Here is a 13891-nt window from a genome sequence, read left to right on the forward strand (position 1 = left end):
TGTAGGGAGCACCCGCACGCAGGAGGAGCACGGACGTGGACGTGAGCGGCACGGTGGACGATGGGTTCGAGCCGGTCAGGGACGCGTTCGTCAGGAATTTCGAGGGGCTCGGGGAGCGGGGGGCCGCGGTCGCCGTCTATCGCGGTGGGCGCAAGGTCGTGGACCTTTGGGGCGGTACCAAGGATGTCGACGGCATCGCCCCCTGGGAGCGTGGGACCGCTCAGATCGTGCGGTCGGCCACCAAGGGGGTCGCCGCCGTCGTACCGCTGCTGCTGCGTCAGCGGGGGCTGCTGGATCTGGACGCGCCGGTGGGTGAGTACTGGCCGGAGTTCAAGGCGGCCGGCAAGGAGCGGGTGCTGGTGCGGCACGTGCTGAATCACCGGGCCGGGCTGCCCGTGCTGGACCGGCCGCTCACACCCGAGGAGTCCCTGGACCCGGCCAAGGGGCCCGCCGCCGTCGCCGCGCAGGCGCCCGTCTGGGAGCCCGGCACGGATCACGGGTACCACGCGCTGACGTACGGCTGGATGCTGGACGAGCTGGTGCGCCGGGTGAGCGGGGTCGGGGCCGGTGAGTGGATCGCGCGCGAGATCGCCGGGCCGCTCGGCGCCGGGTTCTGGCTCGGGCTGCCGGTGGCGGAGGAGGCGGCCGGGCGGACCGGGCGGGTGGGCCGTATCGAGGCGCCCGAGCCCAGCGGTGCCCTGCGCGCCCGTCCCAAGCGGTCCGTCACCGAGGCCTACGAGGACCCCGGCTCCCTCACCCGCCGCGCCTTCGCCGCCATCACCCCCTTCCCGGACCAGAACGCCCCCACATACCGGGCAAGCGCCCTGCCCGCGACGAACGGCATCGCGACGGCCGACGGGCTGGCGCGCATCTATGCGGCGCTGATCGGTGCGGTCGACGGGGCCGGCGGGGTCGACGCGACCGAGGGGGGTGAGCGGGCCCGCGCGGCCGACGGAGTCAACCGGGCCGACGCGACCGACGGAGGCGAGCGGGTCCACGCGACCGACGGTGCCGACGGGGTCGACCGGGTCCGCGCGGCCGACACGACCCCCGCTCTGTTCAGCGCCGGCACCCTCGCCCGCGCCCGCGCCGAGGAGTCGGCCGGGCCCGATCGGGTTCTTGTCGTCAACACCCGCTTCGGGCTCGGCTACATGCTGCACGGCAGTGCCTCGCCGCTCCTCGGCCCCGGCTCCTTCGGGCACCCCGGCCGCGGCGGTTCCCTCGGCTTCGCCGACCCGGAGACCGGCATCGCCTTCGGCTACGTCACCAACGGCTTCCGCAAGACGGTGACCGCGGATCCGAGGGCGCAGGCGCTGGTTCGGGCCGTGCGGAACGTCGTACACCCATAGGTCAGACGTGGATCGGGTGCGACGTCCGTCCCGACGCCGAGTCGATCTCGCCGTGCGCCTTGGTCAGCAACTGCATGGCGATCTCGTTCAGCGCCCGCGCCCCGGCGATCTCCTCGCCCACCCGCGGCTGGTCAGAGTCGACGCGGTGGCGGCTGGCCCGGCCGTGGGCCCGTACCTCGGACCCGTCGGGCAGGCGGACCAGCGCGACCGCCTCCGTGTGCTGCCCGTCCTCCCGGAACTCCAGCTCCACGTGCCATCCCACTGTGCTGTGCGTCATGACGGTCACCTCCGGAACCCTCTGCTTCCAGAGTGCTCCCGCGCGGACCCCGATGCACGAATCCGGCGCCGGGTTGCTATTGCGCATATCACGGGCGTCATCACCCCGCTTTCCCGGCGGCAACCCGCACCATGACGAACATGGTTCTTCGACGTCCGGCGCTGCGCGCGTCGCTCGCCGCCCTGCTGCTCGCCGGGGTCACCGGTCTCACCGGGTGCGGCACGGCCGACGGCGGGATCCGGAGCGAGGGTCCGGCGCCGTCGCGGATCCCCTGGTCGGGACCGGTGTACGTGCTGGACTGGAAGTCGCTGGCCTGGCAGCGCCCGGACACCCTGGACCTGACGGCGAACACCGTTCTGTGGGACGTGACCTGGCACGGCTGGGGCTCGCCCCGCGCCACCGGCACCGGCTCGGTCCTCGACCTGCCCTGTCTCTCGGGCTGCCCGCACGGCGACTACCCGAGCTATCCCGTCAGGATCGTCTTCAGCGGGCTGGTCAAGCGCCAGTACGCGGCCTACTACAGCCACGCGGCCGTCACCCCCGTCCGGCCCCCGGCCCCGGACTGGGCGGAGGACGTCCACGCCGTACGACTGCACGTGGCCAAGCCCTGACAACGTTGCCCACCGAGGAGGGACCCCCCATGCACGAGATCCTGCTCGTCGAGGACGACGAGATGATCCGCGAGGCCACCCGGCTCACCCTGGAGGGCCACGGCTACCGCGTCCGTACGGCGGCCGACGGCGTCGCCGGGCTGGCGATGTTCCGTGCGTCCCCGCCCGACGCGGCCGTCCTGGACATCATGCTGCCGGGCCTGAACGGAGTGAGCCTCGCGGGCCGGATCCGCGAGGAGTCCGGAGTGCCGGTGCTGCTGCTCTCCGCGCGCAACGACCCGGTGGACGTGGTGATGGGCCTGGAGGCGGGCGCCGACGACTACGTGACCAAGCCGTTCGACGGCTCGGTGCTGGTCGCCCGGATCCGCTCCCTGCTGCGCCGCGCGGCCCCCGCCGAGACCTCGCCCGCGCGGGACGACACGTTGCGCTTCGGCGATCTCGCCTTCTGCCCGGTGACGCTGGAGGTGCGGCGGGACGGCCGTCTCCTCGCCCTGACCACGACCGAGCTGAAGCTGCTGCGGGAGTTCACCGCGGCGGCCGGCACCGTCCTCACCCGCGACCTGCTCCTGGAGCGGGTGTGGGACTACGCCTGGTCCGGCGACACCCGGGTCGTGGACGTCCATGTGCAGCGGCTGCGCGCCAAGATCGGCCGGGACCGGATCGAGACGGTCCGCGGCTTCGGCTACAAGCTGGTCGGGTAGCCGCCGGTGAACGTCGGGACGAAGGTCGCGCTCGCCGTCGCCGCGGCCGCCGTGACGGTGGCGGCGACGAGCGGCGTCCTGGTGCACCGCGTCACGGCCGCGGACCAACTCTCCACCGCCCGCTCCGAGTTGGACGGTCGGCTGATGAGCGACGCCTACGACTACTACGCGGCCCGCAAGTCGCCCGCCCGGCTCAACCCGCGCGACCTGCCCGGCCCGGTGAAGCACGCCGTGGACAAGGGCGTCCGCGTGACCTACCTGGACCACGGCACGCTCTGGGCGGCGACCCGGGTCGCGGACGGCGAGGTGCTCACCCTGTCGCGGTCCTACGCGCCCGAGGAGCGCTCCCTGGCCGCGCTGGACCGGACCCTGCTGGGGGTGGGCGCGGCCGCGACCGTCCTGGTGTCCCTCGCCGGGCTGCTGCTCGGGCTGCGCATGGGCCGCCGGGCCACGGCGGCCGCCCGGACCGCGGAGTCCATCGCCGACGGCGACCTCGACGCCCGGGTCCGGCCCGGCGGCCGGGACGAGATCGCCCGGCTGTCGGCGTCCGTGGACACCATGGCGGACGCGCTCGGCGCCCGTCTGGAGGCCGAGCGCCGGGTGACCGCGGACATCGCGCACGAGCTGCGCACCCCGGTCGCGGGCATGACGACGGCGGTCGGGCTGCTGCCGGCGGGCCCGGCGACGGACCTGATGAAGCGCTCCCTGGACAATCTGCGCGGGCTGGTCGAGGACGTGCTGGAGGTGGCCCGCCTGGACGCCCAGGTGGCCGTCCTGGAGACGGAGGAACGGCAGGTCAGCGCGATGACCCGGCGGGCGGTCGCGGGGTCGGCGGAGGTGGGGCTGCGGATCGTCGAGGACGCGGTGGTCACGACCGACCCGCGCCGCGTCGAGCGGATCCTCGCCAACCTGACCGCCAACGCCCTGCGGCACGGCGCCGCGCCGGTCGAGGTCGAGGTGGACGGCCCGGTGGTCCGCGTCCGCGACCACGGCGCGGGCTTCCCGGCCGACCTGCTGGCGGTCGTGCACACCTCCGGCCCCCAGCGTTTCCGTACGACGGCCCCGGGCGCCGGGACGGGCCTGGGGCTGACGATCGCCGTGGGCCAGGCCCGGCTGCTGGGCGCCCGCCTCGCCTTCCGGAACCGTCCGGAAGGCGGGGCGGAGGCGGTGCTCACGCTGCCTGGCCCGTCCTCATCGTGAGACCTGGTCCGTCCTCATCGTGAAGCCGCCCTCCCGGGAGACGGTGTCGACGATCGCCAGGAAGGTCGCCAGCTGCCGCGGCTCCTCGTCGGCGAGCAGCTGACCGGCGTCCCGGACGAGGACGGTCAGCGGGCCCACGGTGAGCAGGCACTCCTCGAAGGCGTCCCAGTTATGCCCGAAGTAGTCCGGGAAACCGAGGACTTGGGCCCACTCGGCGAAGAGGTCGACGGTGGTACGGCAGCGGCTGCCGCGGATCTCGTTCACCAGCGGCCGAGGTAGTGGAAGGAGCCGTAGTGGTCGAAGGTCGCGTAGACGTGGCCGTTGCGGACGTTGCGGACGATGCGCTCCCGGCCCCGGTTGGCGGTGGTGGTGCTCCAGGAGTTGACGTCGTACTCGCGGTAGACGCTGTTGGAGCCGCTCGCGTTGCTCTGGGTGACGTGGTGGGACTCCTCCAGGTTCTGGATCCGGTGGTCGCGGTCCTGGAAGACACCGCCGTAGACGATGTAGTGGTGGACCGGGCGCCAACTGCTGCCGGTCTCGAAGTGGTACCAGGCGCGGGCGTTCGCGCTGGTGTTGCCGGGCCAGCCCTGGCCGGGGTAGCCGGTCTCGCCGCGCATCACGAGGTGGTAGCGGTCGCCGGCGGCGTTGCTGATGCCCTCGTTGTTCCAGAACTGGGCCGCGGTGGTCGCGCCCCGCCACTGCTGGGTGGAGATACCGGCGGGCTGCGTTCCGCGCGCCGGCAGGGGGTCGGCGGCCGGTCCGGGCGCCGGGCAGGTCTGGCCGGGGACGGTCTGGCAGCTGGGCTCCTCGGTGGCGTGCGCGGTGGCGGCGACGCCGACCGAGCCGAGCGTGAGGCCGAGCAGCAGGGCCGGGACCGTGGCCTTGCGGGCGCGGCTCTTCAGCCGGGAGGACAGGGACATCGTGACTCCTCGGGATGTCGGGATCCGGCCGGGGCGGTGTGCCCCGGCCGAGCCCAAGGAGACCGGCCGTACGTCTCGTCGGTCCGGCGGCCACATCACAGATGGCCGCCGGAAACGACGTACGGCTGTTACAGAACCGTCAGTTGTCGGAGTCCGACGACGGCAGGTACGCGCCCGGGACGTCGTTCGGCGCGTAGACCTTCTTGTCGCCGGGGTACGGCTTGGTCCAGCTGTGGGTCTGGTACCAGGTGTAGCGGTTCATCTGCTCGGGGTTGGCGTAGTCGGGGACCGCGTGCGCGCCGGTCAGGCGCTGGTGGGAGGCCCAGGTCTGCCACTCGGCGGCGACCTGCTGTGCGGCCTGCGGTACCGCCGTGGTGGTCGGTGCCGGGGCCGCGTCGGTGTCCTGGGCGGCCGGGGTGTCCGCGCCGCAGGAGGGCGTGGGGCTCACGCCGAGGGTCAGCGAGGTGCGGTTGGGGACGGCCGTGAACGGGGTGGTGTCGGCCTTGCCCGTGAACGCCCCGAACATCGGGGTGGCCGCGCTGTCCTTCTGGTTCATCGGGTGGATCCCGAGGATCTGCTCGACCGTGCGGATCATGGTGATCTGCGTGTAGTAGTGGCTGTCGACGGTGCCGTGCTGGGCGTAGGGGCTGATGATCTGGACCGGGGCGCGGTGGCCGTCGACGTGGTCGAGGCCGTTCTGGGAGTCGTCCTCGACGACGAAGATCGCCGAGTCCTTCCAGTACTTGCTGTGGGAGATCTCGTCGACCATCCGGCCGACCGCGAGGTCGTTGTCGGCGACCTCGGCGGCCGCGTTGGCCGGGCCGCCGGTGTGGTCGTTGGAGAACCAGAACATGTTCAGGTTCGCCGGGCCGTTCTTCTCGAAGTCCTGCTGCCAGATCTGTTCCTTGTAGATGTCCGGGACGTCGAGGTCGAACATCGGGAAGCCCTGCACGGAGACCTTGTTGAGGGACGGGATCGCCGAGCCGGTCTGGATGGGGTACTGGGTCTGCGCCCCGGTCGCGGCCATGGTCTTGGAGTCGCAGTAGAGGTTCTGCCAACTCGCCCCGGCCGGCTTGGACTCGGTGGACTGGAACTCTCCGAAGTCCTTGACCGACTCGCCGGCCGCCTGCGCGCCGGTCCACAGGAACCCGGACTTCTGGTGGCCGAGGACGTCGTTCTCGGTGTCGTAGCTGCGGGTGTACTCACCGGCGGAGGACTCGGTGTACTCCGGGTTGTCCGACTGCATCAGCCAGTTGTGGCCCTCGGCGGAGTTGGTGCCGATGTCGTAGAAGTTGTCGTAGAGCCCGAACTGCTCGGCCAGGGCGTGCTGGTTGGGGGTGACGTTGGCGCCGAAGGTGGTGAGCGCGGAGTCGCCGTCGCCCTGCGGGAGGTCGCCGTAGACCTGGTCGTAGGTGCGGTTCTCCTTGACCAGCAGGAAGACGTGCTTGATGGTCGAGGGGTCGCCGAGGCGGGCGGGGACGGGGACGGGCCTGGCGTTCTTCGCCGTGTTCTTCGCCGTGCGGACCGAGCCCGGAGTCCAGCCGTTCTGCTGGAAGACCTTCGCCGTCTGGGACTTGATGACCAGGTCGCTCGGCAGCGTGAACTGCGTGAGGCTCGACGTGGTGTCGTGGGTGCCGTGGCCGGAGGCGGTGGTGGGCCGACGGGCGTCTATGCCACGGGTGTTGGAGACGACGACCTTCTTGCCGACGGTGGTGATCTCGGCGGGGAAGTAGTCGGTGGGGAGCAGGCCGACGTAACTGGCGGGCTCCTGCGCGGACTTGTACCGGTAGACGGCGACCGCGTTGGCGCGGCCCAGTGTCACCAGCAGGCGGCCGTCGTCGGTGAGGGTGACCGCGTCGGGCTCGTAGCCGACCTTCGCCTCGGGCCACGGCTGGGTGGCGATCGTCTGGACGACCTTGTCCTTGCGGGTGTCGATCACCGAGACGGTGTTGTCGGCGGTGTTGGTGACGAACACCGTGCCGTGCTTGGCGTAGACGGCGGTGGGGTGCAGGCCGACGGTGATCGTGCCCACAGCGGCCGAGGGAGCGGCCGTGTCGATGACGCTGACCGTGCCGCTCGTCGAGGCGCCGGTGTCGGGGTTGGCGGGCACCTGGGTGCCGTACGAGTTCATGGTGGTGTCGCCGGGCTTCGCCGGGCGGCCGCCCTCGTTGCTGACGTACAACTTCCCGCCGACCAGGGCGAGTCCGCGTGGCGCGTTGCCGACCGCCCAGGTCTGCTGGACGGTTCCGGTCGCCGCGTCCAACGCGACCACCTTGTTCTGGCCGTTGACCGCCGCGTACACGGTGGAGCCGTCGGGCGAGAAGACGGCCGCGCCCACGAGGGCCTGCTGGGAGCCGACGGTCGGGATCGGGACGGTGACCGGGTCGGCGAGGGTGCCGTCCGGGTTGACCGTGAACTTCGTGTAGCCGGTGGCCTGTCCGAGCCAGAGCTGCTTGCCGTCGGGCGAGTAGGTGGGGCCCTCCTGACCGACCGCCGCGCTGCTGATCCGCAGGTCGTCCGCCGCGTTGGCGCCGATCTTCTGCTTCACCTGGCCGGTCGCGAGGTCCATGACGACGAGGGCCGCGTCGCCGTCGGTGACGGAGGCGGCGAGGTGGGTGCCGTCGGGGCTGACCGTGGACGACATGATCTTGCCGTCGTTGATGACCGTCCGGCTGCCGTACGGCTTCACGTACTGGTCGCTGGAGATGACCTGTCCGTTCGGGGTGTCCTGGGCGACCTGCTGGGTGCCGAACTGGTAGGTCGAGGCGACCGCGGTGCCGGTGACGCCCATGGCGACCGCGATGCCGGCGACCACCAGCACGGTCCGGCGTCTGACCGGCTCCTTCTCCCTGATACGCCGTGTTACCTGCATGGACCTATCCCTTCGAGGTGGTGTCGAGCAGATCGACGTTCCCGTCGAACTGCCACAGCGGGTTCGGGGCGTCCCCGGTCTCGGTCCGCACCAGGAAGTAGCCGTTGACTTCCTTCGGACCGTCCCCGTCGGCCACGTACCGGCCGTCCGATCCGACGTCGAGTTGGTAGACCGCGGTCCCCGCGACCGCGGCCCCGGGCAGGTGCCAGGTCACGACACACCGCCAGTCGTTGCCCGGCCCCTGCTGGGCGGCCTGTCCGTCGCTCTTGGTGCACGCGGCCGTGGCCCGCAGTTGGGCCTCGGTGACAGCGGGGCGGTGCAGTTGGTCGGTCTGCATCCGGTACAGGTGCGCGAAGGCGGTGGCGAGTGAGCGCTGGACCTTGTCCTGCCGGATGCCGGTCGCCGGGACCGCCACGGCGATCACCGCGACACTGAGGGTGAGCAGGCCGGCCAGGGGAAGCACGGCGATGGTGAGCGCGCGGCGCCCGGCACCGTCGTAGGCGAGGTTGGTGAAGTCCCGCTGTAGGAACAGGTGGTGGGCCAGCGCAGTGGCGAGCACGGCCCACGCGAGGCTCACCGCTACGGCGATCAGGAGCGGGGTGAGCTGGGCCGGGCTCGTGAACAGGCCGTTCCAGGAGACGAAGGCGTATCCCGGTAGGGCGAGGCGTACGGCGACGGGGAGCGGGAGCATCTGGGCGACCTGCATGCCGAGCGCGACGAGCGGGGGCAGCAGCAGTCCCGTCGGGGAGCGGCCGAGGGCGACCGAGCCGAGCAGGCCGATCGCGGCCAGGGCGAGGGTGGGGGCGAGGGCCGCGGTCCAGGCGAGGAGGACCCGCGCGGCGGCGTCCCCGGGGGCCAGGAGGTGGCCGTCGAGGCCGACCAGCGGCCGGTTGCCGACCGCCGCGAGCCCTCCGACGGCGCTGGAACAGGCCAGCCCCGCCACCAGCAGCAGGATGACGGTCAGGCTCGCCAGCACCTTCGCCGCGAAGACGCGCCGGGGCGAGCGGACCGCCACGAGCAGGTGCCGCCAGGTGCCGAGCCGGTCCTCGGCGGCGAACACGTCACCGGCGACCACCGAGGTCAGCAGCGGGAGCGCCCAGGTCCCGGCGAAGCCGAGGACCACCAGCGGTCCGGCCCAGCCGGTGGCGTGCATCCAGCGGCCGAAGAGGGTGTCGGAGGGCAGGGTGCTCTGCACGCTCACCCCGGCGACGAAGAGACCGGGCGCGGTCCAGCAGGCGAGGACGAGGAGGCGGATGCGCCACTGGGAGACGAGCTTGACGAGTTCGAAGCGGTAGGCGCCGCCGACCGGGACGGGAGGAGTGACGGTCTCCTGGGCGAGGGCCACGCTCATCGGCTCTCCGTGAGTGCGAGGAAGGCGGCCTCCAACGGCGAGACCACGGGGGCGAGTTCACGTACGGCGACGCCCGACCGGACGAGCAGCGCGACGAGTTCGTCGAGGGCGGGGACCGGGGCCCGTACGACGAGCGGTCCCGCGTCCTGTCGTACGACCGTCTCGTCGTCGACGATCCGGACGCCGGCCGTGTCCGCGGCCAGCCGGCGCGCGGCCTCCGGGTCCGACGTCCTTACCCGGTAGTCGAGTTCACGGCTCTCGGCGGCCAGCTTGCCGAGCGGGCCGGAGAACACGACCCGTCCGGTGGCGAGGATGGTGACCTCGGAGCACAGGGCCTCCAGGTCGTCCATACGGTGGCTGGAGACGACGACACTCGTGCCCTGCGCGGCGAGCCGGCCCAGGACTCCGTGAACATGCCGTTTCCCGGCCGGGTCGAGGCCGTTGGAGGGTTCGTCGAGGACGAGCAGGCGCGGTTGCGTGAGCAACGCGGCGGCCAGGCCGAGGCGTTGGCGCATGCCGAGGGAGAAGCCGCGGGCTTTTTCGTCGGCGACGGAGGTGAGGCCTACCTGGTGGAGGGCGTCGTCGATGCCTTTTGCGCTGGTTGCCCGGCCCCGGAGCCGGGCCAGCGCGGCGAGGTTCTGGCGGGCGGTGAGGGAGGGGTAGAGGCCGGGGCCGTCCACGAAGCCGGCGACGCCGTCGGGGGCGGCGAAGGCCCGGCCGACCGGGGTGCCGAGGATCTCCAGCCGACCGGTGTCGGCGACGGCGAGGCCGAGCAGCAGGCCCAACAGGGTTGTCTTTCCTGCCCCGTTGGGCCCGGCGAGGCCGTGGATCCGCCCCTGCGTGACCTCCAGGTCGACCCCGTCCAGCGCCACGACGTCGCCGAAGCACTTGGTGATCCCGCGGGCCCGGACCGCTCGGCGTGTGTCCATGCGTCCCCTCTTGGCGTGCCCTCTTGTGAGTCCTCAGGGACCCTAGGGACGGCACACAACAGGGGCACAGAAGGCTGACTGAACGGGCGGGGAACGGTCGTTCAAGGCCTGGGCAAGGAGTGCAAACGAAAAGTCGGGGTTGAGCCGCGCTTGGGCGGTGCTTGGCAGAAGGGGCGTGCTCCGGGTCAGCCCAGTGAGGCCGTCGCCGCGCGCAGGTCCTCGAGTGCCGCCAGGGCGAAGGGGGCGAGTCCTTCCTCGTCGTCGCGGTCGCCCTCGCACCACTTGGCGTAGCCCTGCTTGAAGGCGAGGACGCCCAGTTCGCCCGCGAGCTGTGCGATCGGCTCGGGGACACCGCGGGCGACGAGCGCGGCCGTCATGGCCGCCGCGAGGCCGACGCTCTTGAGGGCGTCGCGCTCCTGGAGTTCGGTGCTGGCCGCCACGGCCGCCTTGAGGCGGGGTCCGTACTCGCGGTTCGCCGGTCCCATGGCGCTCGACGCGCGCTCCAGGCCGGCGGCGACCGCCTGGAGCGGGGTGGCGTCGGCGGGCGCCTCGGTGATGCCGTCGGCTAGCAGCCTGCTGAGCGTCTCCTGGCCCGCGACCAGCAGCTCGCGCTTGTCGGAGAAGTGCCGGAAGAAGGTGCTCTTGGTGACGCCGGCGCGCTCGGCGATCTGTGCCACCGTCGTGGCGTCGTACCCCTGTTCGGTGAACAGGTCGACGGCCGCTACGACGAGTCGCTGGGTCGCCCCCGGTTGCCATCTAGCCATGGGACAAGGATAGGTGATGGGACTCTTGTCCCATCACGGGTGTAGGGTCAGTGATGGGACAAGAGTCCCATCACCTTCCGGTTCAGGGAGAGCTCATGCACGTCTTCATCACGGGCGGCACCGGCACCATCGGCTCCGCCGTCGTCGACGAACTGATCACGGGCGGCCACACCGTGCTCGCGCTGGCCCGCTCCGACGCCTCCGCACGGGCCCTGGAGGGCGCCGGTGCCGAGGTGCTGCGCGGGGAGCTGGCCGACCTCGACGCCCTGCGCTCCGGTGCCGCGCGGTCCGGCGGGGTGGTCAACCTGGCGTTCGGGCGGGACTACAGCACCCCGGACGCGATCGCCCGCTCGATGGCCGAGGAGAGCGCGGCGCTCGGCGCGCTGGGCGAGGAACTCGTCGGCAGCGGCCGTCCGCTCGTCACGGTCTCGGGTACGCCCGCGGTGCCGGGGCGCGCCTCCACGGAGGGGGATCCGCTGCCGACCTCCGGGCCCGTGGCCGGTCGCAGCCGTACGGTCACGGCCCTGCTGGAGCTGGCCTCGCGCGGGGTGCGCAGCACGGCCGTCCGCATGCCGCGCACGGTCCACGACGAAGGGCGGGGCGGTTTCGCCGGTCTGCTGACCGACGCGGCGCGCCGCACCGGGGTGGCCGGTTACCCGGGCGACGGCACCCAGCGCTGGCCGGCCGTGCACGCGCGCGACGCGGCGGTCCTGATCCGGCTGGCCCTGGAATCCGCCCCGGCCGGGACGGCCTGGCACGCCGTCGCCGACGAGGGCGACGCGGTGGCGGACATCGCGGCGGTGATAGGCCGCCGCCTGGACCTCCCGGTCAAGCAGGTCCCGGAGGAGACCTTCGGCCCCTTCGGCCCTCTCTTCGCCATGGACCAGCCGGCGTCCGCGGCCCACACCCGCGAGGCTCTGTACTGGCACCCGACCCACCCGAGCCTCTTGGAGGACCTGGAGAACATCCGGCCCTGACCCGCCCGCCTCCCACCGGCACGAGTGAGGAACAGTTCCTCGCGATCAGGTCGTTCCCGGTGATTCCTCTCGTACCGGCTCCCCGCGTCCGACCGTCAAGGACCACTGAACGGCCGTCGGTGCGGTAACGGACACCGTGCCGCCGCGCTCCACGCCGGTCACCATGACCTGGTTGTACGTGATGCTCACATCGTCCGCCGGACATTCCAGCGGAAAGGAGACATGAGCGGAAGGCACGTCCACCTTGATCTTCCTGCCACCCCGGCAGCGCACGGCGACGATCAGCGCCTGTCCCTTCTTTCCCGCACGGAATTCCACCCTGGCGCTTCCGCTGGTCACCTGCTGCCGCCCGGCAAGAACCTCATCCCGGTCGAGCTCGGGCGGCTCCTCCACCGAGGGTTGTCCGGTACCGGAAGCGCCGTCACTGGCCACCGGACCCGCGTCGGCAGACCTGGTGGACTCGGCCGAGCCTTCGGGATCGGGGTGGCCCGACGCGCATGAGGCAACCGGGAGGAGTACCGCACTGCAGACAAGGCCCAACCCTGCGAGAGCCCGACGAGACATCCTTCATTCCTTCCACGACTAACCGGCGTGCAGCATCAGGCCGATGCCTACGACCAGCAGGCAGGCCGCGGCGATTCTGGGCGCTCCGAAGCGTTCCTTGAAGAACACCGCACCGATCGCCGCGCCGACGATGATCGAGGACTCCCGAAGGGCGGCGATGGGGGCGAGTTCCGCGCGGGTCTGGGCCCACAGGACGAGGGCGTACGCCGTCACGGACAGGGCCGCGCCGAGCAGGCCGAGTGCCGCGAACGGCCGTAGGCGGGCGGTGAGTTCGCCGCGCCAGCGGTAGGCGGCGTAGGCGGGGATCACGATCCCCTGGCCGGCCATCAGCCAGGCGATGTACCCCAGCGACGACCCCGAGGCCCGTACGCCGAGGCCGTCCACGACGGTGTACGCGGCGATCGTCAGGCCGGTGGCCAACGCGGCGCCGATCGCCGCCCAGTTGGGCCGGCTCCCCCGCAGTCCCCACAGCGCCACCCCGGTCAGCCCCGCACAGGAGACGGCCACGCCCGCCGCCGCCCACCCGTCCGGCACCTCGTGCGCGAAGACGGCGGCGAGCAGGGTGACCACGAGGGGCGCGGTACCGCGTGCGATCGGATACGCCTGTCCGAAGTCACCGAGCCGAAAAGAGCGCATGAGCAGCGCGTAGTAGGCGATGTGAATCGCCGAGGAGCAGAGGAGGTACGGCCACGCCCGCGCCGCCGGGAACCCGACGAACGGTGCCATCGCGAGGCCGATCAGCATCCCGCCGCCCGCGATCAGGGTGAAGCCGACCAGCTTGTCGGTGATCCTGTGGGCGATCGCGTTCCAGCAGGCGTGGGTGACGGCGGCGAGGAGGACGGCGGCGGTGACGAGGGGGGTCACTCGCGCACGTCCACCAGGGTGGCGCCGGCGTGGGCGATCAGGTCCTTGGGCGGGATGGGGAACACGGCGTGCGGGTTGCCGGCGGCGGCCCAGACGACGTCGTGCGCGAGGAGCGAGCGGTCGGCCAGTACGCGGGTTCTCGTACGGTGTCCGAAGGGCGGCACTCCCCCGATCGCGTACCCGGTCGTCTCCCGCACGACCTCCGCCTTGGCCCGCGTCACCTTGTCCGCGCCCAACTCCCGCCGCACCAGCTCGACATCGACCCGAGACGCCCCGTCCATCAACACGAGCACCGGCACCCCGTCCGCCGCGAAGATCAACGACTTGCAGATCTGGCTGAGTTCACACCCGATCGCCGCGGCGGCCTCGGCGGCGGTCCGGGTGGCGTCGGGGAAACGGCGGATCCGCGCGTTCAGCTCATCGAGCCCCAGCTCCCGCAGGGCCTCGGCGAAACGGGGGTGGGCGGCGTCGGGGGTCGTCATGCGGAGCACGCTAGCGGTGTGTGTAGGGCG

Annotated in this window: 15 protein-coding genes; 5 read left to right on the plus strand and 10 right to left on the minus strand. The window is 72.1% G+C overall.

The window, feature by feature from the left end; all coding sequences use genetic code 11:
- Positions 1–35 precede the first annotated feature (35 nt).
- Positions 36–1349 carry a serine hydrolase domain-containing protein gene (locus tag ABZ896_RS02080; RefSeq protein ID WP_360920417.1) on the plus strand — a complete coding sequence of 438 codons (1314 nt, stop codon included), beginning with the start codon at positions 36–38 and terminating at the stop codon, positions 1347–1349.
- 1 nt (position 1350) lies between these two features.
- Here ABZ896_RS02080 and ABZ896_RS02085 read toward each other — a convergent pair whose 3' ends face one another.
- Positions 1351–1626, minus strand: a complete 276-nt coding sequence (locus ABZ896_RS02085; RefSeq protein WP_360920420.1) for a DUF1876 domain-containing protein — start codon at positions 1624–1626, stop codon at positions 1351–1353.
- Positions 1627–1766: 140 nt separating this feature from the next.
- On the opposite strand from ABZ896_RS02085, the gene ABZ896_RS02090 reads away from it, so the two are divergent.
- The 3 genes from ABZ896_RS02090 to ABZ896_RS02100 are packed head-to-tail and all read left to right on the plus strand — an operon-like array spanning position 1767 to position 4138.
- On the plus strand, positions 1767–2237 hold the full coding sequence (locus tag ABZ896_RS02090) for a hypothetical protein (RefSeq protein WP_360920423.1): 471 nt from the start codon (positions 1767–1769) through the stop codon (positions 2235–2237).
- 29 nt (positions 2238–2266) lie between these two features.
- Entirely contained in the window at positions 2267–2938 is a 672-nt protein-coding gene (cseB, locus tag ABZ896_RS02095) for a two-component system response regulator CseB (RefSeq protein ID WP_360920426.1), read from the plus strand.
- 6 nt (positions 2939–2944) lie between these two features.
- The gene (locus tag ABZ896_RS02100; protein ID WP_360920429.1) at positions 2945–4138 is read left to right on the plus strand and encodes a HAMP domain-containing sensor histidine kinase; all 1194 of its coding nucleotides are present in this window, start codon (positions 2945–2947) and stop codon (positions 4136–4138) included.
- Here ABZ896_RS02100 and ABZ896_RS02105 read toward each other — a convergent pair.
- From ABZ896_RS02105 to ABZ896_RS02130, 6 genes are all read right to left on the minus strand, one after another.
- Entirely contained in the window at positions 4130–4402 is a 273-nt protein-coding gene (locus ABZ896_RS02105; protein WP_360920432.1) for a barstar family protein, read from the minus strand. The genes ABZ896_RS02100 and ABZ896_RS02105 overlap by 9 nt on opposite strands.
- Positions 4399–5058 (minus strand): ribonuclease domain-containing protein, encoded by a 660-nt coding sequence (locus tag ABZ896_RS02110; RefSeq protein WP_360920434.1) that lies wholly within the window; start codon positions 5056–5058, stop codon positions 4399–4401. Before ABZ896_RS02110 ends, ABZ896_RS02105 begins: the two co-directional genes overlap by 4 nt.
- Before the next feature lie 139 nt (positions 5059–5197).
- Positions 5198–7930, minus strand: coding sequence for an alkaline phosphatase family protein (locus tag ABZ896_RS02115; protein WP_360920437.1), 2733 nt, complete (start codon positions 7928–7930; stop codon positions 5198–5200).
- Positions 7931–7934: 4 nt separating this feature from the next.
- Positions 7935–9281, minus strand: a complete 1347-nt coding sequence (locus ABZ896_RS02120) for an ABC transporter permease (RefSeq protein WP_360920440.1) — start codon at positions 9279–9281, stop codon at positions 7935–7937.
- The gene (locus ABZ896_RS02125; RefSeq protein WP_360920443.1) at positions 9278–10210 is read right to left on the minus strand and encodes an ABC transporter ATP-binding protein; all 933 of its coding nucleotides are present in this window, start codon (positions 10208–10210) and stop codon (positions 9278–9280) included. Before ABZ896_RS02125 ends, ABZ896_RS02120 begins: the two co-directional genes overlap by 4 nt.
- 185 nt (positions 10211–10395) lie before the next feature.
- Complete coding sequence (locus ABZ896_RS02130) at positions 10396–10974, minus strand: helix-turn-helix domain-containing protein (RefSeq protein ID WP_360920446.1); 579 nt, start codon at positions 10972–10974, stop codon at positions 10396–10398.
- Positions 10975–11069: 95 nt separating this feature from the next.
- On the opposite strand from ABZ896_RS02130, the gene ABZ896_RS02135 reads away from it, so the two are divergent.
- Entirely contained in the window at positions 11070–11951 is an 882-nt protein-coding gene (locus tag ABZ896_RS02135) for an SDR family oxidoreductase (protein ID WP_360920449.1), read from the plus strand.
- A gap of 45 nt (positions 11952–11996) precedes the next feature.
- Here ABZ896_RS02135 and ABZ896_RS02140 read toward each other — a convergent pair whose 3' ends face one another.
- The 3 genes from ABZ896_RS02140 to ABZ896_RS02150 form a co-directional block, all read right to left on the minus strand.
- Positions 11997–12383, minus strand: a complete 387-nt coding sequence (locus tag ABZ896_RS02140; RefSeq protein ID WP_360920452.1) for a hypothetical protein — start codon at positions 12381–12383, stop codon at positions 11997–11999.
- Between the two features lie 150 nt (positions 12384–12533).
- Positions 12534–13379 (minus strand): DMT family transporter, encoded by an 846-nt coding sequence (locus tag ABZ896_RS02145; protein ID WP_360920455.1) that lies wholly within the window; start codon positions 13377–13379, stop codon positions 12534–12536.
- On the minus strand, positions 13376–13861 hold the full coding sequence (locus ABZ896_RS02150) for a YbaK/EbsC family protein (protein ID WP_360920458.1): 486 nt from the start codon (positions 13859–13861) through the stop codon (positions 13376–13378). The genes ABZ896_RS02145 and ABZ896_RS02150 overlap by 4 nt, the downstream gene beginning before the upstream one ends.
- Positions 13862–13891 lie beyond the last annotated feature (30 nt).

The sequence above is a fragment of the Streptomyces sp. NPDC047072 genome (genome assembly GCF_040643855.1).
Taxonomy (GTDB): domain Bacteria; phylum Actinomycetota; class Actinomycetes; order Streptomycetales; family Streptomycetaceae; genus Streptomyces.